This window comes from Bradyrhizobium sp. Unk1 (genome assembly GCF_059512345.1).
This window is the reverse complement of sequence record NZ_JCAMOP010000027.1, coordinates 37,233-59,838: the sequence shown is the minus strand read 5'-3', so window position 1 is coordinate 59,838 and position 22,606 is coordinate 37,233. Positions and strand designations below refer to the sequence as shown.

Annotated in this window: 18 protein-coding genes; 4 read left to right on the top strand and 14 right to left on the bottom strand. The window is 65.7% G+C overall.

From position 1 onward, the window contains the following. Window positions 1-226 precede the first annotated feature (226 nt). The 5 genes from AC5ZFO_RS30080 to AC5ZFO_RS30060 all read right to left on the bottom strand — a co-directional run bounded on the left by AC5ZFO_RS30080 (window position 227) and on the right by AC5ZFO_RS30060 (window position 5,415). Complete coding sequence (locus AC5ZFO_RS30080) at window positions 227-1,165, bottom strand: dihydrodipicolinate synthase family protein (protein ID WP_282519678.1); 939 nt, start codon at window positions 1,163-1,165, stop codon at window positions 227-229. A gap of 117 nt (window positions 1,166-1,282) precedes the next feature. Further along, a complete protein-coding gene (locus tag AC5ZFO_RS30075; protein WP_282519677.1) occupies window positions 1,283-3,364 on the bottom strand; it encodes a methyl-accepting chemotaxis protein in 2,082 nt (693 codons plus the stop codon). A gap of 121 nt (window positions 3,365-3,485) precedes the next feature. Beyond that, window positions 3,486-4,256, bottom strand: coding sequence for an enoyl-CoA hydratase (locus AC5ZFO_RS30070; protein WP_282519676.1), 771 nt, complete (start codon window positions 4,254-4,256; stop codon window positions 3,486-3,488). A gap of 10 nt (window positions 4,257-4,266) precedes the next feature. Beyond that, window positions 4,267-4,716 carry a MarR family winged helix-turn-helix transcriptional regulator gene (locus tag AC5ZFO_RS30065; RefSeq protein WP_282519675.1) on the bottom strand — a complete coding sequence of 150 codons (450 nt, stop codon included), beginning with the start codon at window positions 4,714-4,716 and terminating at the stop codon, window positions 4,267-4,269. Between the two features lie 45 nt (window positions 4,717-4,761). Then, entirely contained in the window at window positions 4,762-5,415 is a 654-nt protein-coding gene (locus tag AC5ZFO_RS30060; protein ID WP_282519674.1) for a TetR/AcrR family transcriptional regulator, read from the bottom strand. 91 nt (window positions 5,416-5,506) lie between these two features. Here AC5ZFO_RS30060 and AC5ZFO_RS30055 point away from each other — a divergent pair, with 91 nt between their 5' ends. Continuing rightward, the gene (locus AC5ZFO_RS30055) at window positions 5,507-6,766 is read left to right on the top strand and encodes an HlyD family secretion protein (RefSeq protein ID WP_282519673.1); all 1,260 of its coding nucleotides are present in this window, start codon (window positions 5,507-5,509) and stop codon (window positions 6,764-6,766) included. Beyond that, window positions 6,714-8,327 (top strand): DHA2 family efflux MFS transporter permease subunit, encoded by a 1,614-nt coding sequence (locus AC5ZFO_RS30050; protein ID WP_282519672.1) that lies wholly within the window; start codon window positions 6,714-6,716, stop codon window positions 8,325-8,327. The genes AC5ZFO_RS30055 and AC5ZFO_RS30050 overlap by 53 nt, the downstream gene beginning before the upstream one ends. Window positions 8,328-8,480: 153 nt before the next feature. On the opposite strand, the gene AC5ZFO_RS30045 is transcribed toward AC5ZFO_RS30050, so the two are convergent. The 8 genes from AC5ZFO_RS30045 to AC5ZFO_RS30010 form a co-directional block, all read right to left on the bottom strand. Continuing rightward, complete coding sequence (locus AC5ZFO_RS30045) at window positions 8,481-10,142, bottom strand: tannase/feruloyl esterase family alpha/beta hydrolase (RefSeq protein WP_282519671.1); 1,662 nt, start codon at window positions 10,140-10,142, stop codon at window positions 8,481-8,483. Between the two features lie 98 nt (window positions 10,143-10,240). After that, on the bottom strand, window positions 10,241-11,695 hold the full coding sequence (locus AC5ZFO_RS30040; RefSeq protein WP_282519670.1) for a GntP family permease: 1,455 nt from the start codon (window positions 11,693-11,695) through the stop codon (window positions 10,241-10,243). Window positions 11,696-11,698: 3 nt separating this feature from the next. Then, a complete protein-coding gene (locus AC5ZFO_RS30035; RefSeq protein WP_282519669.1) occupies window positions 11,699-12,718 on the bottom strand; it encodes a patatin-like phospholipase family protein in 1,020 nt (339 codons plus the stop codon). 109 nt (window positions 12,719-12,827) lie between these two features. Further along, on the bottom strand, window positions 12,828-14,072 hold the full coding sequence (gene serA, locus AC5ZFO_RS30030; protein ID WP_496122947.1) for a phosphoglycerate dehydrogenase: 1,245 nt from the start codon (window positions 14,070-14,072) through the stop codon (window positions 12,828-12,830). Window positions 14,073-14,192: 120 nt separating this feature from the next. Next, window positions 14,193-15,425: a rhodanese-like domain-containing protein gene (locus AC5ZFO_RS30025; protein ID WP_496122946.1), complete on the bottom strand. Its 1,233-nt coding sequence runs from the start codon at window positions 15,423-15,425 to the stop codon at window positions 14,193-14,195. 73 nt (window positions 15,426-15,498) lie between these two features. Then, complete coding sequence (locus AC5ZFO_RS30020) at window positions 15,499-16,680, bottom strand: PepSY-associated TM helix domain-containing protein (protein WP_282519666.1); 1,182 nt, start codon at window positions 16,678-16,680, stop codon at window positions 15,499-15,501. Window positions 16,681-16,743: 63 nt separating this feature from the next. Beyond that, window positions 16,744-19,074: a TonB-dependent siderophore receptor gene (locus AC5ZFO_RS30015; protein ID WP_282519665.1), complete on the bottom strand. Its 2,331-nt coding sequence runs from the start codon at window positions 19,072-19,074 to the stop codon at window positions 16,744-16,746. A 202-nt stretch (window positions 19,075-19,276) separates the two neighbouring features. Next, entirely contained in the window at window positions 19,277-20,161 is an 885-nt protein-coding gene (locus tag AC5ZFO_RS30010; RefSeq protein WP_496122945.1) for a dihydrodipicolinate synthase family protein, read from the bottom strand. A 178-nt stretch (window positions 20,162-20,339) separates the two neighbouring features. Here AC5ZFO_RS30010 and AC5ZFO_RS30005 point away from each other — a divergent pair, with 178 nt between their 5' ends. Together AC5ZFO_RS30005 and AC5ZFO_RS30000 are read left to right on the top strand one after the other, a co-directional pair. Then, entirely contained in the window at window positions 20,340-21,752 is a 1,413-nt protein-coding gene (locus tag AC5ZFO_RS30005) for an FAD-binding oxidoreductase (protein ID WP_282519663.1), read from the top strand. A gap of 8 nt (window positions 21,753-21,760) precedes the next feature. Beyond that, window positions 21,761-22,456 carry a GntR family transcriptional regulator gene (locus AC5ZFO_RS30000; RefSeq protein WP_282519662.1) on the top strand — a complete coding sequence of 232 codons (696 nt, stop codon included), beginning with the start codon at window positions 21,761-21,763 and terminating at the stop codon, window positions 22,454-22,456. A gap of 6 nt (window positions 22,457-22,462) precedes the next feature. Here AC5ZFO_RS30000 and AC5ZFO_RS29995 read toward each other — a convergent pair whose 3' ends face one another. Next, complete coding sequence (locus AC5ZFO_RS29995; protein WP_282519661.1) at window positions 22,463-22,603, bottom strand: hypothetical protein; 141 nt, start codon at window positions 22,601-22,603, stop codon at window positions 22,463-22,465. Window positions 22,604-22,606 lie beyond the last annotated feature (3 nt).

Below are 22,606 nucleotides of genomic sequence, written 5' to 3'. Positions count from 1 at the left end.
TCGACGCCTTCAGCCGATGGAAGCCGGCGGGATCAGGCTCGGTGTCCTCCCGGCCTAGTGCGCAATTGCACACCGGGGGCCGGGACGACGTCGGGAAAGGCGATTGCTCCAACAAGTTTCCGTCATTGCGAGCGGAGCGAAGCAATCCAGACTGTCTCCGCGGACACATTCTGGATTGCTTCGTCGCTTCGCGCCTCGCAATGACGACAGTGGAGCAAGTGGCCCGCTACTTCCCCCACCGCAACGCCAGCGCATCCCGCTCCTTCGCGAGCTCCAGCAGCCCAGCCCGCGTCGCCGGGTGCAGCTGCTGGAGCGGATGGCGCACGGCGTCCGATTTGATCACGCCGCCGGCCTGCATCATGGCCTTGCAGGCGATCAGGCCGCATTGGCGGTTTTCATAGTTGATCAGCGGCAGCCAGCGCTCATAGGCGGCCTTTGCCTCCTCGCGCTTGCCGGCGAAATAGGGATCGACGATCTGGCGGATGCCGTCGGGATAGCCGCCGCCCGTCATCGCGCCGGTGGCGCCGGCGTCGAGATCGGCGAGCAGCGTGATGGCTTCCTCGCCGTCCCACGGTCCCTCGATATCCTTGCCGCCCGCCTCGATCAGGCCGCGCAGCTTTGCCGCCGCGCCCGGCACCTCGATCTTGAAATAGCGGATGTTGGCGAAGTCGCGCGCCAGCCGCGCGAGCAGCTCGACCGACAGCGGCGTTCCGGCGACAGGCGCGTCCTGGATCATGATCGGAATGTTGATCGCGCCAGAGAGCACCTTGAAGAATTCGACGATGCCTTTCTCGGGCACGCGGAAGGTCGCGCCGTGATAGGGCGGCATCACCATGACCATGGCGGCCCCCGCCGCCTCGGCCTGCTGGCTGCGCGCGGCGCAGACGGCGGAGCTGAAATGCGTCGTGGTGACGATCACGGGAACCCGGCCCGCGACGTGCTCCAGCACCGCATGCATCACGGTTTCGCGCTCGGCATCGGTGAGCACGAACTGCTCGGAGAAATTGGCGAGGATGCAGAGACCATTCGAGCCCGCATCGATCATGAAATCGATGCAGCGGCGCTGGCCCTCGAGGTCGAGCTCGCCGCGCTCGTCGAAGATGGTGGGCGCGACCGGGAACACGCCGCGATAGGGGCGCTGGGCGTTGTGTGGGGTGGCCGGCATCGAACTCTCCATCCTTGATACGTCTGTTGCTGCGCTCCCGCAGCCGCACAGATGTACCCGCCGCGTGAAGCGGCGGCAATGCCGTTCGCACGACGCCTAGACGGATGACGATCGAAGTTATGCGGTCTTCACGGCCCCTAAAAAGCCCTCGACCGCGACGCGAAGACGATCGGCATCGCCCGACATCTTCTTCACGGATTCGGACAGCACCGTGCCGGCATTGCCGGTTTCCTGGTTGAGCCTGGCGACGCTGCCGATGGTGTCGGTGACCTCGCGGGTGCCCTGGGCTGCCTGCTGGAAGTTGCGCGAGATCTCGGTGGTGGCCGCGCGCTGCTCCTCGACGGCGGCTGCGATCGCCGTCATCTTCTCGTCGATGCCGCTGATGGCGCCCCCGATCGAGCGGATGGCGGTCACGGCCTGGCCCGTCGCGCCCTGGATCTCCTCGACCTGGCGCGAGATTTCTTCGGTTGCGGTTGCGGTCTGCGCGGCGAGGCTCTTGACCTCGCCGGCGACCACGGCAAAGCCACGGCCGGCCTCGCCCGCTCGCGCCGCTTCGATGGTCGCATTCAACGCCAGGAGATTGGTCTGACCGGCGATGGCGTTGATCATCTTCACGACCTCGCCGATCCGGCTCGCGGTCTGATCGAGGATCTCGACCGTCGCGTTGGTCCGCTCGGCCTGCGAAACGGCCTCGCGCGCCTCGCGGGCGCTCAACTGCACCTGTGCGGAGATTTCGCCGACGGATGCGGAGAGTTCCTCGGTCGCGGCCGCGATGGTCTCGAGATTGTTGGTGGCCTGCTCGGCCGCGGACGAGACTGCCGCGGTCTGGCTGGTCGATTCCGAAACCAGCGTGCGCACATCGGTCGCGGTGGCATCGAGGTCCCTCGTCGATGCAGCGACGCTGTGGATCACCGCCTGCACGGTGTCGTCGAAGCTGCGGCACGCGTCGTCCACGGTACCGGAACGGGCGAGTTGCAGCGCCTGCTGCGATTCGCGTTCCTGGCCCAGCCGCTCGGCGGTCGCCGCGCTCTCGCGCAGGCTCTCGAGCGCGGCAGCCATGGTCCCGAACTCGTCCGGATATTTCGACTGCGGCACCGGCGTCGCGTAATCGCGGGCGCCGATTCGCGCGATGGCGTCGAGGATGGCGCGGACCGGGCGCATCAGGCGATTGCGCACCACGTACACGCCGGCGAGGGTCACGGCGAGCGCGAGCAGAAACGCGAGCGACTGCACGATGAGATTGGTGAGGGCCTTGGCCTGCACGGCCTCGGCACGCGCGATCGACTGATCCAGCGCTTTGGTCGCGACCCCGACAATGAGCGGGAACGGCGACTGGCACAGCGTGTTCCACTCCGACGCGGGCATCGCGGGCTTGCCGCTGCCGTCGAGATTCTTGGTGAGATCGCCGATCTGCTTCAGGACGCCATCGGTCTTGGTCTTCGCGTCCGACGCTGCCGTCACCAGCTCCGCCGTCACGTCGGGCGCAGCCAGCAACTCGGCCATGCCCGCCCAGCCGGAGGCGATCGTGCCGTCCCATTGCGCCACCGACCGCTTCTGGGCGTCGTCGAGCGGCTTGCTGCTGTTGATGTTCGATCGAAGCGACGAACAATGGACCCCATAACGGTCGCGCACCTGCCAGGCGAAGCGGCGGACCTGAATCATGCGGGCGATGTAGGGATCGTTCATCCAGGCGCGGTTCGACACCGCGGTGGAGGCGAGGTTCGCCGTATCGATGACCTTGGTGACGGCGTCGTACCAGGAATTGGTTCGCTCCATCTTGCGCTCGGCGCGCGGAAGCTTGGCCTCGTCGTAGAACAGCTGGAATTGCGGCGCGGCTTCGTTCCAGCGCTGCTTCAGCGTGCCGGCGAGCTCGTCGCGGCGTGCGAAATCGACGGTCGAGAGTGCAGCGCTGATCCCTTCATAGCCGCCCTGCTCGGCCTTTTCGGCTTCGGCGAGTTTTGCCTTGGGATCGTCCTCGCCAAGGATGGCGCTCTGGGCATCGCCACGATTGTTGCGCAACGCGAGCACGCCATGGAAGATCGCCTTGTCGGCAGCGGCGAGCCGCGCCGTCTCGAGACTGTCGCTGTAGCGACCGAACGCTCCGAACATCTGGATCGCCGTAGAGGCCAGCGCACCGGCCGCAAGCAGAGCCATCAAGGTCAGAAGAAGCGAGCTTACCGATTTCTTAAACATTGCCATGAGTCAGGGGGCCTGCATTGTATTGCCGGCCACCCTGCATTGCGACATGCCAAGGATCGGTTAAGGTTTTAGTCAAATTGCCGGGAGTGCCCGGTCTGTAAGCGCTTTAAGACTAGCGAAATCAGGCGACCTTGGTGAAATCCGGCGGCCGGCGCTCGGCGAAAGCGGTGAAGGCCTCACGCGCTTCCGCCGTGCGCAGGCGCTGGGCAAATTGCTCGCCTTCGGCCTGCATCTGCGCGACCAGAGCCTCGCCATTGCGCATCAGCTTCTTGGTGGCCGTGAGCGCGCCGGCCGGCTGGCGGGCAAGACGCTGGGCGAGCGCAAGCGCCTCGGCATCGAGCTTGCCGAGCGGCACCACGCGGTTGGCAAGGCCCCATTCCAGCGCCGACCTGGCCGGTACGGTCTCGCCCAGCGCGAACATCTCGTAGGCGCGGGCATAGCCGATGCGTGCCGGCATCAGCAGGCTGGAGGCGGCCTCCGGCACCAGCGCGAGGCTGACGAAGGGCGTCGACAATTGCGCGTTGTCGGCGAGCACGACGAGGTCGCAATGCAGCAGCATCGTGGTGCCGACGCCGACGGCGCGGCCCTGCACAGCGGCGACCAGCGGCCGGGTGCAGCGCGCCAGCGACTGGATGAAGCGCACGACGTTGCGGCTGCCTTCGGACTTGCCGGCTGCGACGGCGGCGAATTCGCCCACATCGTTGCCGGCGGTGAACATATCGCCCTCGCCGCGGATCAGGATCACGCGGGCGGACGGATCGAACTCGGCGGATTCGATGGTGTCGGCGAGCTTGCCGTACATCGCATCCGTCAGCGCATTCTTCTTGTCGGGACGCGCCAGCGTGAGGGTGAGAATTCCGTTGTTGTTCTCGATCCGGACGTGCTCGGTCATTGCTCTCTCCTTATTCCTCTGGGTCTCTTGGAAACTTCGTCTGAATGCTGGTCAGCCAGCGCGCGACGATGTCGATCTCCGCGCCGGTAAATCCGTCCGTCAGCGCCGCGTTGATCTGCGCCGCATCGGTCTTCGCCTGCGCCAGCACGGTGCGCCCCTTCGGCGTCAGCCATACGCGCCAGGCCCGACCGTCCTCACGATCGGCCCGCCGCTCGACCAGCCTCGCCGCAGCACTGCGATCGACGAGGCCTGAGATGCCGGCCGGCCCCATGTCGAGCGCAGCGCCTGCCTCGCCCATCAGGACGCCGTCCTGCTTGCCGAGGATGAACAACAGCCCCGCCTGTGCCGGCGTGACCTCGTTCTGCGGCTGCGCCGCCATCCAGCGCTGCAAGCGGCGCTGTGCGACGTTCAGGAGGTAAATAAGCCGATGATGCCTCGCTGCGGCTTCTTTATTTCGCATGCGAAATAGATAACCGAGCCGAACCGGATTGTCAAAGGGAGACCGCTACGCGGCGCGGCAGCCATCGAGGAACAGGACCGCGCAGGTCTGCACGCGGCGCTCGATCTGCTTGCGTGACGGCAGCGGCATGCCGCCATAGATCGCCGCGCGCTGCGGCGCCGATGCGACCATGCCGATCAGCATGCCGGCAACTTCCTCCGCATCGTCGATGGCGATGCGCTTGCGCTTGACCTGGACGCGCAGCCAGCCGGCAAGCGCCTTCACGGTGCGGGAAATGCCGTTGTTGTAGAAGTTGGCGGCGAGCTCGGGGAACGCGGCGGATTCCTGCAGCACCATGCGCTGCAGCGCCACGACCTCGGGATCGAGCGCGAGATCGGCGCAGGCCAGCAACGCGGCACGCAGGCCCGTCTCGATATCGACCTCGTCGCTTCCTTGCAGATCGACGGCGGAGAGCAGCCGCTCGAGCCTGTCCGCGCACATCGCCTCGAACAGCGCGGCCTTGCCCGGAAACAGGCGATAGAGCGTCTTGGTCGAGATGCCGGCGCGGCGTGCCAGCTCTTCGGTGCTGGTCGCGGCATAGCCGTCGACGGCGAAGGCGTGGCGCGCGGCGTCGAAGACGATCCGCCTCGTCTCCTCGTCGCTGCGCAGTTGTGGCCGCCCGCGGGGGCGGCATTCACCTGAGGGTTTTGCCTGAGCCATGCTTTTAAATGACGCCTGTCATTCCATTGACAATTCCAAAGCTAGTCTCATTTTGGAAATCGTCAAGTTTCCTAATTCAGGGGAGCCGGCCATGTCCGTCCACACCACCCCATCTGCTGCGACCCAAACCGCTATTCCAGCGACCGTGCCGGAGGGCGTGCTGCCCACCGCACCGACCGGCGTCCGCCGGCAAAAGCTCAATCTCCGCAAGCTGTTGCTGATGGGTGCCGCGATCGTCGCGCTGGCCGGCGCGAGCTGGTACGGCTACGATTACTGGACCGTCGGGCAGTACCTCGTCTCCACCGATGACGCCTATGTGAAGGCCGACAACACCACGATCGCGCCGAAGGTCAGCGGCTACCTCGACCGCGTCCTGGTCGGCGATAACGAGCATGTGAAGGCCGGCCAGGTGCTCGCCAGGATCGACGACCGCGACTTCCGCGTCGCGCTCGACCAGGCCAAGGCCGATGTCGCCGCAGCGAATGCGACGGTGACAAGCAAGCAAGCGCAGCTCGAGGTCCAAGAGGCCGTGATCGCGGCGGCAAGAGCGACCATCGATGTCGACACTGCCGCGAAGGTTTTCGCCAAGCAGGAGAACAAGCGCTACACCGATCTTGCGGCAACGGGTTTCGGCAGCGTGCAGAACGCGCAGCAGGCGCAAGCGCGCGACGCCGGCGCAGACGCGGCAATCCAGCGCGATATCGCCAATCTCACCTCCGCCTTGAAGCAGGTCGATCTCCTCAACGCCGAGATATTGCAAGCCAGGGCCGCCGCCGCACGCGCGGCCGCACTCCAGCGTCAGGCCGAGCTCAATCTCGGCTACACCACGATCGTCTCCCCGATCGACGGCGTGGTCGGCAACCGCTCCTTGCGCGTCGGCCAGTTCGTGCAGGCGGGCACGCAGCTGATGGCGATCGTGCCGGCCGAGGGCGCCTATGTGGTCGCCAATTTCAAGGAGACGCAGCTGACCCACGTGCAGGCCGGCCAGGCCGTCGATATCGAGGTCGACACCTTCCCCGGTCAGGTCGTTCACGGTCACGTCGATTCCATCGCGCCGGCCAGCGGCCAGGAATTCGCGCTACTGCCGCCCGACAACGCCACCGGCAATTTCACCAAGGTGGTGCAGCGCATCCCCGTCAAGATCGCGCTCGATGCCGAAACGCACTCTGCGATCGCGCTGCGGCCCGGCATGTCCGTGATCCCGACCATTGCAACACGTTCGACCGCGCCGACCGCGAATGCGGCCGTGACGCCCAAGACAAACGTAAAGGCGAAGCTCGTTTCCGGAGGGTCGTGCCATGTCAAACAGCCTCTCACTTTCGACGCCAGCAACACCGGTCGCGACGCCTGATCCGGCGATAGCCGACCCCAACCGCGCGAGTGCCGCGATCTGGATCGCCGTGCTCGCCGCCATGATCGGCTCGTTCATGGCGATCCTGAACATCCAGATCACCAATGCCTCGCTGGCCAACATCGAGGGCGGCATCGGCACCGGCGCCGACAACGGCTCCTGGATCTCGACGTCGTATCTGATCGGCGAGATCATCGTGATCCCGCTGACTGATTTTTTGAGCCGCGTGTTCTCGTTCCGCCGCTACATGCTGGCGAGCGCGACGCTGTTCGCCGCGTTCTCGGTCGCCTGTGCCTTCACCCATGATTTGCCGTCGATGATCGCGATGCGCGGCCTGCAGGGCTTTGCCGGCGGCGTGCTGATCCCGATGGCGTTCACGCTGGTGCTGACCAAGCTGCCGAAGCCGCAGCAACCGGTGGGGCTCGCGATCTTCGCGCTGTCAGTCACCTTTGCCCCGGCGATCGGCCCGACCATCGGCGGCTATCTCACGGAGAACTACGGCTGGCGTACCATCTTCTTCGTCAACGTGATCCCGACAGCGGTGATGGTCGCGGCGCTCTATCTGACGCTGGAGAAGCAGAAGATGCAGCTCGGTCTGTTGAAGGAAGGCGACTGGGCCGGCATCTTCACCATGGCGATCGGGCTGTCGGCACTGCAGGCCGTGCTGGAAGAAGGCAACAAGGACGACTGGTTCTCCTCGCCCTTCATCGTCAAGCTCGCCGTGATTGCGGCCGTCAGCCTGACGCTGTTCGTCACGATCGAGCTCACGATCGAAAAGCCGCTGATCCGGCTGCGCCTCCTGACGCAGCGCAATTTCGGCTTTGGCACCGTTGCGATGACGATGGTCGGCTTCGCGCTGTTCGGCTCGGTCTATATCCTGCCCGCCTATCTCGGCCAGGCCCAAGGCTACAATGCCGAGCAGATCGGCAACGTGTTGGCCTGGACCGGCCTTCCGCAGCTCGTGCTGATCCCGCTGATCCCGAAGCTGATGCAGCGCTTCGACACGCGCTACATCGCCATCACCGGCCTTCTGATCTTCGCCTATAGTTGTTTCATGAACACGGCGATGTCGCCGGACTATGCCGGCGACCAGCTCTGGATTCCGAACATCGTGCGTGCCGTGGGACAGGCCATGGTGCTGACGCCGCTGACCTCGGTGTTGACCGGCGGCATCGCGCCGCAGGACGCGGCCGCGGCCTCCGGCATCAGCAACATGTTCCGCAATCTCGGCGGCGCGATCGGCACGGCGACGCTCGCGACCATCATCACCAAGCGCGAGCAGTTCCACTCCAACATCATCGGCCAGTCGGTCACGCTCGGCCGCGAGGAAGTCCGCACCCGCATCGCGCAGATGACGGATTACTTCATGGCCCACGGCGTGCCCGACCCCCACGCCGCGCGCGAGCAGGCCATCATCGCGCTCGGCAAGACGGTGAAACGCCAGGCGCTGGTGATGGGCTATTCCGATGCGTTTGCGGTGATCGGTATCGTGCTGGTGATCGCCGCGATCGCGGTGGTGCTGACCCAGCGCGTGAAGGCGGCCGGTGGGCCGGCGCATTAGGCTCTTCTTCCCCCTCTCCCCGTTCTTACGGGGAGAGGTCGGGGTGAGGGGCCTCTCTCCACACGTGAGATCGTCGAGGGACCTGTACCCCCTCACCCGGATCGCAAGAGCGATCCGACCTCTCCCCGCAAGCGGGAGAGGTGAAGAGCCGCCTCACGGCGCGCAGGTGAAGCTCGCCGCCTCCGCCACCGGGCCGCTCTTGTAACGCGGCCAGGATGGCCAGCGGCACAGCGGCATTGCGCGCAACACGGCAAACGACGGCGCCTCGACCTTCTGCTCGCTGACTTCGAGATCGCCGGGCGCGTTGCCCTTCTCGACCCAATCCACCAACGCGCTCAGCATGTCGACATTGGCCGGCGCGCCGGAGCCGACATGGTCGACGCCGGGCGCGGTGTAGAGCCGCGCGAATTCCGCCGTCTCGGCCTTGCCGAGCTTGCGCTCGACGCTCTCGAAATAGCGGATGCCGGCATAGGGGCTCTGGGCATAGTCGGCCATGTGCTCGAGCACGATCAGCCGGCCGCCGCGGCCGCGAAAACGGCTGAGATCGGGGTCGGTCGAATCCATCAGGCTCGAGACCTCGATCAGCCGCGCCTTGTGGTCCTCCACCTTGTAGGTGCTGACGTCGAGCTTGGGATCGCGGGCGAACACATATTGAATGCCGCCGGCGCCGTAGATCCAAGCGATGCCGTTGTTGGGTGCGGGCGGCTGCGCCGGCGGCGCGCTGCCGAGCCACCACGCGGACCAACCGCCGGTCGGACCGATCGCCGGCGTGTCCTCGCCCGAGACGCCCCAGCCCGGATAGTCATCGAGGTCATTGGCGAGCGGAAACGGGAATTTGTAGGTCGCGTGCAGCGTGTTCACGGCCTTCATCTGCGCCTCGGTGAGGCACTGGTCGCCCGTCTTGCCGGCCTCGCAGCGCAACGTCTCGACCTTGAACGCCGCCTTGCAGGCCACGGGATCGTGCACCAGCGTGTTATCGGAGCCGTCGGCCTTGTCGCAGGCCGACCGCACCGCACCGGCAAAGAGCTTGACCTGCGCCGGATTGATCCAGCCCTCGCCCATGGTCACAAGGCCCGAGCGCGTACCGGCATGCTGCAGGCCGACCCAGTTGATCACGGGCACGCGGGCGAAGATGCCGTCGAAATCGTCGGGGTAGCGCTGAGCCATGGTCAGGCCTTCGCGCCCGCCCTCGGACGAGCCCATGAAGTATGTTTTTTCCGGCTTCTTGCCGTAGGCGCGCTCCATCAGCGCGACAGAAGCGTCGCGCACCTTCTTGTAGGCGCGGTGAGCGAAATTCTCGAAGGCTTCGTCGTTGAGTGCGAAGACCTGCGGCGGCTCGCCCGGCTTGGACTCATGGCCGGAATCGGTGCCGTAGGTGACAAAACCGCGCGTCAGCGGCGACGGCTTGTCAAACGGATAGGCCGGCGGCAGCCCAAGGCCGGTGATCAGCACGCCGTTGAAGCCGCCGCCGCCATACTGGACGGAGCGCCCGTTCCATTCGACGGGAAGGTTGACCTGAAACTTGATCGGCGGCGCCTTGGGATCAATGGGGTCGATATGGCCGAGCACCTTGCAAAAGGCGGGATTGGCGGGCGTGACGCGCCCCGACGGCGTCGGCCCGCGTTCGGCGACCGCGAGAGGTGACGGTGCCAGCAATGTCGCGGAATCGATCTTCACGGCATCGGCGCCGCCGATGAGCCCTTTGCAGACCGTATCCGCATCCTCCGCCAGCGTCGCGGCGAACGTGCTGCTCGCGCTCATGGCGGCTATCGCACCCACGAGCCATGCACAGAGCTTCGCTCTCTTTCGCGTCATCGTTTCCACCCGGCGTTCGCTGTTTATTGGGTTTGGTCAGTTGGCCGCATTGAATGCAACCTTCGCCGTTCCGTCAATCGCTTACGTTCGCATTCTGCTCAGAACGATCCCAGCGCGCTGCCCAATGCGATCACGGCGACCAGCGCCAGCAGCGACGTCACGATGCCGACCATCACGATGTCGAAATAGCTGTCGCGATGCGTCAGGCCGCAGATCGCAAGCAGGCTGACCACCGCGCCATTGTGCGGCAGGATGTCGAGCGTCCCCGAGCCGATCACCGCCACGCGGTGCATCAGCGCAGGGGCGATGCCGGTGCGCGCGGCGAGCTCGACATAGGTCTGGCCGAGAGCGTCCAGCGCAATGGTCAGGCCGCCTGACGCCGACCCGGTCAGCGCGGCCAGGATGTTGGTCGCAACCGCCAGCGAGACCAGCGGTCCGCCTTCGATCGCAAGCACCCAGTCGCGCACGATCGTGAACGCCGGCAGCGAGGCGACAACCGCACCGAATCCGACGAGGCTCGCCACGCTGAACGCAGGCAGGACGGATGCATTGGCCCCGGCGTCCATGGTGCGGCGAAGCGCCGGCAAGCGAGCCCGGTTCAGCGCGATGGTCGTGACGATGGCCGCAGTCAGCGCGACCGCGACCGACCACACGCCCGCGACCGCCGCGAGCGTCGTTTCACCAAAACGCTGCTCGGCGAGATAGCTGACATCGAGTCGCGGCAGCACCATGAGCGACATCACCAGATTCACGATGACGACGACGATCAGCGGCGCGATCGCACTCCACACGGGCGACGGCCGCTCGCTGCGCTGACCGTGCTGGAGCTCCGCCGGATCGAACTCGCGCGCGGTCGTGGCGCGCTCGCGCACGAGCTCGTCGGCGGCGGCGCGCTCGGTCGCGCCCTCGATATCGTCGCCATAACCTTCTCCAGCGCGGCGCGCCGCGGCTTCGGCGCGGTGCAGCCACCACAACCCTGTCACGAGCATGATGAGGGAGGCGATGATGCCGAGGCCCGGCGCTGCGAACGGCGTCGTGCCGAAGAACGGCATCGGGATCGCATTCTGGATCGACGGCGTGCCCGGCAAGGCCGACATGGTGAAGGTCGACGTCCCCAGCACGATCGCAGCCGGGATCAGGCGACGCGGGATCGAAGCCGCGCGAAACAACGAACGGGCCATGGGAACGATGACGAAAAACGCAACGAACAGACTGACGCCGCCATAGGTCACCGCGGCACCGGCGAGCACCACCGCCAGGATCACGCGACGCTCGCCGAGGCGCTCCGCCATGAAGGCGGCGACCGACGTGACCGCGCCGCTATCGTCCATCAGCTTGCCGAAGACCGCGCCAAGCAGGAAGATCGGGAAGAACTGCGCCAGAAATCCCGCCGCATGCACCATGAACACCTGGGTCAGGTTCGCAAGCAGCGGCTCGCCGCCGAACAACGCGGCAACGAGCGCTGCGAACGGCGCCAGCAGAAGCACGCTCCAGCCGCGAAAAGCGAACAGGACGAGCAGGGCGAGCCCGACGAGGAGGCCGAGAAGACCCATGTCTCAGCACTCCGACAGCAGGACGTCGAGATCGGCGGTCGAGCGCTGGCCGATATCCGCGCCGTGCTCGTCGAGAAAGGTCTCGGCCGCCAGGCGCCCCTCGGCGCGCAGCATCGAGACGAACTCCCATTCGGCGTTGAGCTTGGATGACGCGCCGAACTTCGCCAGCATGTCGCTCTTGACGCGGTGGGTCCGCATCTTTGCCCAGCGCGCGCCCTCGCCGCTGCCGGGGTCGGCCGCCTGGCGCAGCAGCGCGATCATGCGCAATTCCTTCATCAGGGGCGAATTGAACGAAATCTCGTTCAATCGATTGAGAATCTCCGCAGCCGTCCGCGGCTCCTCGAGCGTTTCGGTCGGATTGATCTGCACCAGGATCGTGTCGTGCGCATCGCTTTCGCGAATGAGCGGCGTGATCGTGGGGTTGCCGGCGAAGCCGCCGTCCCAATAGGGTTCGCCGTCGATGTCGATCGCACGGAACATGGTCGGCAGGCAGGCCGACGCCAGCAGCACGTCCGCCGTGATCTCGGCATTTCGGAAGATGCGGCCGCGCCCGGTGCGCACCCGCGTCGCGGTGATGAACAGCTGGATCGGCGAGCGCGCGAGGCGTTCGAAATCGATGCTCTCGGCCAGCACCGCGCGCAGCGGATTGTAGCCGGTCGGATTGAGATCATAGGGCGAGAGCACCCGCGACATCAAATCGGTGAGGATGTAGGCTGGCGACGTATCGAGCGTCCAGCGCCCCATCAGGCGATCGAGCGGCGAGCGCTGGAGCGGGCTGAAGGCGGCAGCCTTCGAGACGCGGTGCCAGTATTTTTCGAGCGCGTCGCGCGCGCCCTCGGCGCCACCCGCGATCCATCCGTCTGCGAGCACAGCCGCGTTCATCGCGCCCGCGGAGGTGCCGGAGATCGCGGCGATGGTGAGCCACTTCTCTTCCAGCAGACGGTCGAGCACGCCCCAGGTGAAGGCGCCGTGCGAACCGCCACCTTGAAGCGCGAGATCGATTAGTACGGCGTCCCGTTCCATGGCGGCACCCACGCAACTGAAGCTCAAATTCGACGTGCTTTTTAGTACCCGAAGATGACAGCAGTGTAGAGAGCCGTGGCTACAGATTGCAACCGGAACGTGGAGCGTTCTAGTGCTCGAATACCAGCCGTGCGCCAACCGTGCCCTCGAGCGCCCGGATCTGCGCAAGCAGCGCGGCCGAATCCTCACCCCCGAGATCGGCGTCGAGCACGACGTAACCGAGGTCGCCGGCGGTCTCCAGATATTGCGCGACAATGTTGATGTCGCGCTGGAGGAAGACCTCGTTCAGCCGCCGCAGCATGCCCGGCACGTTGCGATGGACATGGCTGAAGCGCGCGCCGGCGGGACGTAAGTGCAGCTGCACCTCCGGGAAGTTCACCGCGCCCATGGTCGATCCCGTGATGAAATAGTCGACCAGCTTGCGCGCGACCTCGCCGCCGATGCGCTCCTGCGCCTCCTCGGTCGAGCCGCCGACATGCGGGGTGAGGATGACGTTGTTGAGGCCCTGCACCGGGCTCTTGAATCGTTCCGCGTTCGAGGACGGCTCAACCGGGAACACGTCGATCGCAGCGCCCGCGATGTGACCGTCGCGCAAGGCGCCTGCGAGCGCATCGAGATCGACCACGGTACCGCGGCTGTTGTTGATGAAGAATGAGCCCGGCTTCATCGCGCGCAGCTCCTTCTCGCCGATCATGCCTGATGTCTCCGGCGTTTCCGGCACGTGCAGGCTGACGACGTCGCTCTGCGTCAGCAGCTCTTCGAGCTTCTCGACCGGCTCGGTATTGCCGTGTCGGAGCTTGTCGGTGCGATCGTAATAGATCACGCGCATGCCCATGGCTTCAGCAAGGGTCGAAAGCTGCGAGCCGATATTGCCATAGCCCACGATGCCGAGGGTGCGGCCACGCACCTCGCGGCTGCCGGCAGCGGACTTGTCCCAGCCGCCTTCATGGGCGGACACCGAGCGCGGAAAGATCTGACGCAGCAGCATCACGATCTCGCCGATCACGAGCTCGGCGACGCTGCGGGTGTTGGAGAACGGCGAGTTGAACACGGGAATGCCGCGCTTGCGCGCCGCCAGGAGGTCGACCTGGTTGGTGCCTACGCTGAAGCAGCCGACCGCGAGAAGCCCGTCGGCGGCCGCGAGCACCTCATCGGTGATCTGGGTGCGCGAGCGGATGCCGAGCAGCGACACGCCCTTCAGCGCGCGCCGCAGGTCTTCGCCGTCCAGCGCCTTGGTCAATCGCTCGACATTGGCGAAGCCCGCGCTCCGGAACAGGTCGACAGCGCTGTCATTGACGCCTTCGAGCAACAGCGCCTTCGCGTTCCGCTCGGGGCTTTGGCCTAGGGCTGGCATGGAATCTCCGTAGGTCACAGCTTTGCCGCAGCTCATAGACCGCGGGGGAGATGCAGCACAATAGGGTTTGGATATGGGGAGAAGATGGCGGGGCGGTAAGCGTTTACGGTGGCCGCCCGGTCAAATGACGTAAAACCCGTGCGTGCCGTCGAGCCGGAGTTGCTCGACGAGACCGTATTCCCAGTCGAGATAGGCCTGCATCGCGCGCTCGGCGACGTCAGTGCCTTCGTAGGGCCGGCGGTAACGATGCGCCGGGTCGGGCTTGGGCAGCACGCGCGGCGGGCCGACCTCGAGCTCACCATCGTAACCGCCTTCGAGGACGTAGACCTCCCAGCCCATCTGCGCGAGCCAGGATGCCGTCATGTCGGCACGTACGCCCTTGTCGTCGGTCAGGAGGATGCGCGCGCCGCGCACGGGCGCGGCCATGTCGGTTTCCTGGACCAGCTGGCCGCCGGGATAATGCCGGAAGCCGCGGAGATGGCCAGCCGCATACTCTTCTGCGTCGCGCACGTCGAAACGATAGAGCGTGCGATCGGTCTGCGCTGCGAGCGCCTTCGCCTCGTTCGCGCCGATATGGCGAACACCGGCGCGATAGGCGACGTCGCGCGCATTGGCCGGGCCGCCCTCGAACGGCCCGATCGCGCCACGCCGGCCGGCACCGTGATCGAGCGTGTGCCGCGCCAGCGTCCAGCCGATCGTGCCGTTGCGCAGCGCCCGCACCTTGTTGGGCACGCCGGCATTGATCAGCGACTGCGTGCCGATGATCGAGCGCGTGCGCCCGGCGCAATTGACGATGATGGTGGTTTCAGGGTCGGGCGCGGCCTGCCCTGCCCGCAGCACCAGCTCAGCGCCAGGCACGCTGACCGAGCCCGGGATGTTCATGGTCGCATATTCGTCGAAGCGGCGAACATCGAGGATCGCGATGTTGGCCTTGTCCGCGATGAGCTCTGCCACCTCGTCGGCGCTGAACGACGGCGTGTGCCGCCGCGCCTCGACCAGCTCGCCGAACGCTTTCGAATAGGAATTGACGTCCTCGAACACCTGATAGCCCGCCGCACGCCAGGCCTTCAGTCCGCCTTCGAGCGCACTGACATTGGTGTAGCCGAGCGCGGCAAGCCGCTCGGCGCCGGCCTCAACAAGCCCCTCGCCGTCATCATAGAGCACGATTGCGACGTCCTTGCGCGGCAGCCTCACCTCGGCTTCGATCGCGATCCGGTCCGCGGCCATGTTGGCGGCGAACAGCGGATGCCCGGTGGCGAAGCCGGCCTCGTGCCTGAGATCGAGCAGCGCGATCTCCTCGCGGAGCAGCAGCGCGCGGCGGATATCGGCGGGGGTGACGGTGGGGAGCTTCATGGCGTGAACCCTGGCAAGTACGGCCAAGGGCTTTTGAACGATTGTCGCGCGCTTGGCTAGCCTTCGCGGCCGCTCACTCGCCCGGAACCAGCCGCCCGAGCGGCGGCTGCGCGGGGCGCCGCAGCCTGCGGCGCGACAGATAAAGCAAAATGCCGGTGACCGAGAACAGCGGCATCAACGCTGCTGCAATCATGAAGGCGAGCTTGCCGGGCCAACCCAGGAACGCGCCGCGATGGATGTCGAGCACGTTCGCGATGATCTTCTCGCCAAACGTCTTGTCGGCGTAGCGCTCCGCCGAGACGATCTGACCGGTGACGGCATCCACGCGGAATTCGTCACGTGTGGTATCGAGCGTCGTGTCCTTCGCCCACGACCGGATCCGGATGACCGTGCCCGGACCAGTTGGCAGCGTCAGCAGCGCTTTGGCGAAACGATCGCCCTCCTCGCGCTGGAGCGTCGCCCACGCAGGATCAAATCCGACCGCCTGAACCGGCTCGGAACGCCCTGCGGCGCGCGGCTGCTTTGGCTGCATCTTCGCGGCGGCAACATGCGGACGCGACAGCAGCCAGACCACCCCGTCCTTGTACCAGTCAAATGAGTACCACAGCCCGGTCAGCGTCATCACCAGATAGACCGGCAGCACCCAGGTTCCGATCACCGCGTGCAGCGAACGGTGCAGTCCACGCCCGCTGAGCCCGAGATTGGGTTTCAGCCACATCTTCACGCTGCCGGCGCGGCGCGGCCAGCGCAGCACGAGGCCCGAGATGAGCATGACGATCAGGCCGAGCGCGGCGATGCCGGTGATCTGGCGTCCCCAGCCCTTGGCGTCGCCGGGGATCAGCAGCCATCGATGCAGCCTGCGCACGGTCGCGAAGAACTCCTCGCCACGCGGCGCACCCAGCACGTGCGCATCGTAGGGATCGACATAGAGCGATGTCGGCCGCGCGCCCTGCTCGTCGCGCGCGAAGCGGACACGCACCGCCGCGGCCGGATCGCTCGACAGCGTGACGGCCGAGACCCTGCCGAGGTCCTGCCCCGCCTTCAGCCGAGCCACCAGTTCGTCCGGCATCAACGCCGGTGCCTGGCGCGGCGCGACCTGCATGAGGCCGGCGTTGAGATGATCGCCGATCTCGTCCTCAAAGCTCATGATCGCGCCGGTCAGCGCGATCAGGGCCAGCAGCAGCGCGAGCACGAGGCCCGCGATCGAGTGAATCTGGTGCAGAGCGACCTTGATATGATGCCCCACCCTACGCATCGAAGCCGGCCTTCTTGATCAGCGAGATCAGTGGATCTGCGCGGGTGTGCCGCTCAGCCATCGCTAGAACTTCACCGTCGCCGACAGCGACACCCGGCGCGCATCGCCGATCGCGACGTTCAAAGCGTTGCCGGTGCTGGAGGTATAGTAGAGCTTGTCGAACACGTTCTTGACGTTGAACTGATAGGTCACCGGCAGGTTGTCGATTCTCGTGTCGTAGGTCGCGAAGATGTCCGCCACGGTATAGGCCGGCATGAAGAACGTGTTGGCTGCATCGCCCGGGCGGTCGCCGACATAGTGCGCGCCGCCGCCGAGCCGCAGACGTCCGGGGAGTGCATCGCCGAAATCGTAGACGAGATAGAGCGAAGCCGTGTTCATGGCGGCGTTGAACAGCTTGGCGTTGCCGACAACGGGATCGTTGATCAGCCGTGCGTCGGTATAGCCGTAACTTCCGATCATACTCCATTGATCGCTCAGCTTGCCGGTCACGTCCAATTCCACGCCGCGCGACCTGGCTGCGCCCGACGTGCGCGCCGCCGACTTGCCGCCACCGATATCGTCCAGCACCAGCACGTTCTTCTTTTCGATGTCGTAGACCGCCAGGGTGCCCGACAGCCGCTTGTTGACATCGAACTTCAGGCCGGTCTCCCATTGCGTTCCCTCTTCGGGCGCGATGGTGGAGTCCACGACGAAGCCGGTGGTGAACGCCGCGATGACCGATGTCGGCTTCAGCGATTGCGTATAGCTCACGTAGTACGAGAGCTGCTCGTTCAGCTTGAAAATGACCCCGCCGAGCGGCAACACCTTGTCGCCCGCCAAATTGGTGTTCGTGATGAAGTTCGGGCGGCCCTTTCCGGCGAGCTGCTCGTATTCCATCCAGCGTACGCCGCCGACCACGGACAGCCAGTTGGTCAGATGGAACGTGTCCTGGGCGAAGAAGCCGCGGGTGCCGAGCTTGTCGGTCTGCTCGCTGTCCACTGGCGAAACCGTCGTGCCCGGCACGACCAGCCCGTAGACCGGGTTGTAGAAATTGAAGCTCGGGGTCGCCTGGCGAATCAGATCGTGGCGATCGATCGTGCGATATAGCGCCTCGCCGCCGAACAAGATCTCGTTGCGGAAGCCGCCCACCCAGACGTCACCCTGCAGATAGGAGGTGCCGTAACTGGCGTTGCTCAGCGAGTTGCGGGTGCCGTCGTTGCTGCGGGTCTCGACGCCGGTCGTGGCATTGACGCCGGTGATGCGAAGCTGATTGGCGCTGAAGGTCTCGGTGTTGTAGCTGTAGGCCGCCGTGACCTTCCAATTGTCGTCCAGCTTCTGCTCGACCGAGGCCTGCACCAGGTCGGAGGTCCCCCACATGTTGTTGAACGGCTCGTCGAGCCGGCGCGTCTTCGGGATCGCCAGCGGAGCGCCTTTGACGAAGGCAGTGCCCCGGTCAAACGGAGTGATGAACTCGCGGTGCTCGTAGGTGAGTTGAACCGTCGTGGTGTCGCCGTACCAGGCTAGCGACGGGTTCACCAGCATTTCCCGATGGCGGCCGAAGTTGCGCCAATAGTCCTCACTGACGCCATAGCCGACGAAGCGATAGGCAAGGCCCTGGTCACCAATCGGACCGGTGATGTCGAGCGTACCGTCGGCGCCGTTGCGATTGTTCGCGTAGGTTGAGCCGAGCAGCGTAACCGAGCCGTGCTGGTACAGCTCCGGCCGCTTGCTGATGGTGTTGACGATGCCGCCGGGATCCATGATGCCGTAGAGCAGCGAGGCCGGTCCCTTCAGCACCTCGACGCTCTCGACCGCGGCATTGAGGCTGCGGCCCTGCACCAGCGGCATGCCGTTGCGCATGATCGAACCGTCGCGGTTGTCGCCGAAGCCGCGGCGGATCACGGCGTCCTGCGTTCCCGCGAGCGTGTTGGTCTGGGTGATCCCGCTGATGTTGATCAACGCGTCGTCGATGTTGCGCGGGAGCTGGTCCTTCAAGACCTGTTCAGGCACGACGTTGACGGTCTGCGAGGTATCGAGCGGCGAGGCGCCGCTGCGCAGCGTGGTCGAGCTCGGCATCGCGCGGTAGCCGAGCTTGGCAGCCTGTTGCGCTGCGCCCTCCGCGGCGGCGCGCTCCGCGAGCGTCGGTCCTGCGGGGGCGACCGTGGCATTGCGCTGGCGTGCCGCGGCTTGCGCGCGGCGTAGAGACTGTCCCGACGCGCGCGCCGGTTTCGGTCGCTGCACCGGCGCTTCCACTGTCACTGGTGGCAACGCCGATTGCGCCAGCGCACTCGTCGTGTTCGAGGGGGATTCGACGAGCAGCACCGCTGCGCCGAGGAGAAGACCTGCACGGCTCTTGCCGGCACGATGACGATGGCCGCTGACGCGCTGGCCATCCACGGGGGCACGCACTTTCATTCCACTTCAAGTCAAGAACATTGAAGTGTGCGCCTGTAACAGTCGGCGGGATCGAAGAGAACCGTAGGCGAGCTTGAATCGCTCTAGTGTTGAATCGTTCTAAGCGCATCAGCGCACCGAACGGCAATCACCCATTGATGTCGCAGCGATCGCAACACGCTGCACGCGAATTCGCGGCAACGTGTCACGAAGGCTTTACATCTCACGCGATGGCAGGAGCAATCAGCTCGTCAATCTTTCGCTTGAGCGCCGCACCATCGGATGAGGCACGGTACGGCGGGCGCACGCGCAGCCAGCCGGCGTCGCCCGTCTGTGCGGCGAGGATTGCCTTCAGCGTCGCGAGGAACGACGGCGTTTTCAGCACGACATCGAGCGCAGCTTGCATGCGCGCCTCGACATCCTTGCCGTCAACCATGCCCTTGACCAGTTCGGGCAGGACGTTGGCCATGCCGCAGATGGTGCCGGCGCCGCCGGCGGCGATCGCGCGGGTGATGTCGGCTTCGTTGCCGACAGTGATGGCGAGATCGGGAGCAGCAGTACGGAATGCCTGGAACTGCTTGAAGTCGCCGCTGGAGTCCTTCAGGCCCGCAACCACCTTGCCGTAACGCTTGCGCAGGTTCGCCGCGACACTGGTCGGGATCGCAACGCCGGAGACCTGCGGGATGTGATAGAGCGAAGCGCGCAGGCGATCGTCGGCGACGCCGTCGATGATGGCGGCAAAAGCATCCTCGATGCCTTCGGGCGTGACACCACGGTCGAAATAGGGCGGCAGATACAGCACGTGACGCAAGCCGAGGCCGAGCACGGCGCGCGTCAGTGCGATGCTGTCGGTGATGGCGGGAAAGCCGCCGCCGATGCCGATCCGCTCGGGCGCGACGCCGGCCTTGAGCACGGCCTCGATGGTCGCGACACGCTCAGTGACGTTGAAGGAGGTGCCCTCGCCAGTGGTGCCGAACAGCACGACACCATCGACGCCCTTGCTGAAAAGCTGCCTGGCGTGAGCGGCGAGCTTGGCGGAGTCCACGCTGCCATCAGTCGCCAGCGGCGTCACCGACGCCACCCAGAACCCGCGAATTACCTCCGTCATCTCACCACCCATTAGCTGCGGTCCCGGACTAAGCCCCTGATCTCGAACGATCTTAGGAGGCCTTCCGAGCCTTGTTTTTGCTTTACTTTTTATGTTGTACCTTACATACAAGACGGACGCAAATCCTTTCCACCGTCATGGCGCGCATGAGACGCAGCCAGATCCGAGGAGGTCTCGCATGAACATGGTGAGCCCCATTGAGCGTCCCGATCAGTTGCTTGGCGCCCTGCGCGACAAGCTCGGCGCGGCCGCCGTGCTGATCGGCACCGACGTGCCCGCACGCAATTGCAACGACTGGAGCGCGAGCCTGCCGCAAACGCCGCTTGCGGTGATCCGACCGGTCGATGCGCAAGGCGTTGCGGATGCGCTTGCGACCTGCCGGCAGGCGCGGCTGCCCTTCGTGCCGCAGGGCGGATTGACCGGGCTGTGCCGCGGCGCTTCACCCGACGCAGGCTGGGTCGCGATCTCGCTCGAGCGCATGACCGGCATCGAGGAGATCGATCGGGCGTCAATGACGATGACGGTGAAATCGGGCACGCCGCTGGAGACGATCCAGAAGGCTGCGGACGAAGCCGGTTTCTTCTTTCCGCTCGATCTCGGCTCGCGCGGCTCCTGCGCGATCGGCGGCAATCTCTCCACCAATGCCGGCGGCAACCGCGTGATCCGCTACGGAATGACGCGCGAACTGGTGCTCGGCCTGGAGGTGGTGCTGCCCGACGGCACCGTCATCACCAGCCTCAACAAGCTGATGAAGAACAACGCCGGCTATGACCTCAAGCATCTCTTCATCGGCTCCGAAGGTACGCTCGGCATCATCACCCGCGTGGTGTTGCGCCTGTTCCCGAAACCGCGCTCGACCATGGCGGCGCTGTGCGCGCTGAAGGACTATGCCGCGGTGATCGCCCTGCTCGATGCCGCGCGCAGCGGGCTCGGCCCGCTGCTGTCGGCGTTCGAAGTGATGTGGCCGGACTATTGGGACGTGATCACGACGCGCGCCGGGGTGAAGCCGCCGGTCGCCGCAGGCCACGGTCTCTACGTGCTCGTCGAGGCCCAAGGCACCGACGAGAGCCTGGATGCACCGCGTTTCCAGGCCTGGCTCGAAGAGCTGATGGAGCGCGGGCTGCTCGCGGATGCCGCCGTGGCGCAATCGCTGGCGCAGACGCAGGCGTTCTGGCGCGTGCGCGACATCTGCGCCGAGTTCGGCCAGGTGCTGGGTCCGCACATCTCCTACGACATCGGGCTTGCGGTGGCGCGGATGGACGAGTTCGTCACACGCTGCAAGGCCGCGTTGGCCTCCGGCATCAAGGGGTGCGAGAGCGTCTATTACGGCCATATCGGCGACGGCAATCTGCATCTCGTGTCCTGGGTCACCGGTCTTTCCGTCGAGCAGCAGCCGAAGGAAGAGATGGACGCGATCATCTACGGCCTGGTGCGCGAGCTGGGCGGCAGCGTCTCCGCCGAGCATGGCATCGGCACGCTGAAGAAGAAGTGGCTGGGCCACGCCCGGAGCGAAGCCGAGATCGCATTGATGCGGACGCTGAAGGCCGCGCTCGATCCCGATCACCTGCTCAATCCCGGCAAGGTGATCTGAGACAGCAGATGCGATCGCTCAAGCTCGATACGCCGAAATCGCTGTCGCAGCGGGTGGTGCTGCGGCTGCGCCAGGCCATCATCGACGGCGAGTTCGCGCTCGGCGCCGCCATCTCCGAGGAGATGGTGGCGAATTCCTTCGGTGTCAGCCGCACGCCGGTGCGCGAGGCGATGGGCCAGTTGCAGGCGCAGGGCCTGGTCGTGATCCGGCCGCAGGTCGGCAGCTTCGTGTTCACGCCGAGCGCGGAGGACATCACTGCGCTCTGCACCTTCCGGATCGCGCTCGAGCCCAAGGCCGCCGAGCTCGCGTTCCGTCACGATCGCGACGGCGCAATTGCGACGATGAGCGAGGCAATCGCGGCGATGGAGCCGGCGATCGCGGCAAAGGACAACATCGCCTATGGCCGCGCCGATGCGAGCTTTCACGAAGGGTTGTTTGCGCATTGCGGCAACCGCTATCTCATCGAATCCTACCAGCTCGTCTCGGGCCGCGTCGCCGCGCTGCGCACCAATCTGACGTCGCCGATCGACGTGCGCACCCGCTCGTCGTTCGACGAGCATCGCAAGCTGCTCGATCTGTTCGCGCGCGGCGAGTTCGCCGCCTTCGAAGCGCTGATGACGACGCACATCACCAATTCCGGCCTGGTCTACGCCAAGGCCTTGAAAGTGGAGGCCTTGAAAGTGGAGGCGCTGAAGCCGGACTGAGCGCTTCTACCGCGCGTCTCTCGATCCCGGCCTGTCCAGAAAATCCAGCGCGGTGTTGATCTGTTCGAGCTGGTGCTCGATCTTGTCGCGATCGTCGACCGACTGCGCCTTCTCGAGCTGTTCCACAAGCTTCTGCTTCCGTGACAACAA

Excerpts from the sequence above, each read along its gene's own strand:
- AC5ZFO_RS30050 (WP_282519672.1), top strand. The coding sequence starts at position 6,714 with ATGTCAAACAGCCTCTCACTTTCGACGCCAGCAACACCGGTCGCGACG.
- AC5ZFO_RS30015 (WP_282519665.1), bottom strand. The coding sequence starts at position 19,074 with ATGAAAGTGCGTGCCCCCGTGGATGGCCAGCGCGTCAGCGGCCATCGT.
- serA (WP_496122947.1), bottom strand. The coding sequence starts at position 14,072 with ATGCCAGCCCTAGGCCAAAGCCCCGAGCGGAACGCGAAGGCGCTGTTG.
- AC5ZFO_RS30000 (WP_282519662.1), top strand. The coding sequence starts at position 21,761 with ATGCGATCGCTCAAGCTCGATACGCCGAAATCGCTGTCGCAGCGGGTG.
- AC5ZFO_RS30055 (WP_282519673.1), top strand. The coding sequence starts at position 5,507 with ATGTCCGTCCACACCACCCCATCTGCTGCGACCCAAACCGCTATTCCA.
- AC5ZFO_RS30075 (WP_282519677.1), bottom strand. The coding sequence starts at position 3,364 with ATGGCAATGTTTAAGAAATCGGTAAGCTCGCTTCTTCTGACCTTGATG.
- AC5ZFO_RS30045 (WP_282519671.1), bottom strand. The coding sequence starts at position 10,142 with ATGACGCGAAAGAGAGCGAAGCTCTGTGCATGGCTCGTGGGTGCGATA.
- AC5ZFO_RS30010 (WP_496122945.1), bottom strand. The coding sequence starts at position 20,161 with ATGACGGAGGTAATTCGCGGGTTCTGGGTGGCGTCGGTGACGCCGCTG.
- AC5ZFO_RS30040 (WP_282519670.1), bottom strand. The coding sequence starts at position 11,695 with ATGGGTCTTCTCGGCCTCCTCGTCGGGCTCGCCCTGCTCGTCCTGTTC.
- AC5ZFO_RS30065 (WP_282519675.1), bottom strand. The coding sequence starts at position 4,716 with ATGCGAAATAAAGAAGCCGCAGCGAGGCATCATCGGCTTATTTACCTC.
- AC5ZFO_RS30020 (WP_282519666.1), bottom strand. The coding sequence starts at position 16,680 with ATGCGTAGGGTGGGGCATCATATCAAGGTCGCTCTGCACCAGATTCAC.
- AC5ZFO_RS30070 (WP_282519676.1), bottom strand. The coding sequence starts at position 4,256 with ATGACCGAGCACGTCCGGATCGAGAACAACAACGGAATTCTCACCCTC.
- AC5ZFO_RS30025 (WP_496122946.1), bottom strand. The coding sequence starts at position 15,425 with ATGAAGCTCCCCACCGTCACCCCCGCCGATATCCGCCGCGCGCTGCTG.
- AC5ZFO_RS30035 (WP_282519669.1), bottom strand. The coding sequence starts at position 12,718 with ATGGAACGGGACGCCGTACTAATCGATCTCGCGCTTCAAGGTGGCGGT.
- AC5ZFO_RS30080 (WP_282519678.1), bottom strand. The coding sequence starts at position 1,165 with ATGCCGGCCACCCCACACAACGCCCAGCGCCCCTATCGCGGCGTGTTC.
- AC5ZFO_RS30005 (WP_282519663.1), top strand. The coding sequence starts at position 20,340 with ATGAACATGGTGAGCCCCATTGAGCGTCCCGATCAGTTGCTTGGCGCC.
- AC5ZFO_RS30060 (WP_282519674.1), bottom strand. The coding sequence starts at position 5,415 with ATGGCTCAGGCAAAACCCTCAGGTGAATGCCGCCCCCGCGGGCGGCCA.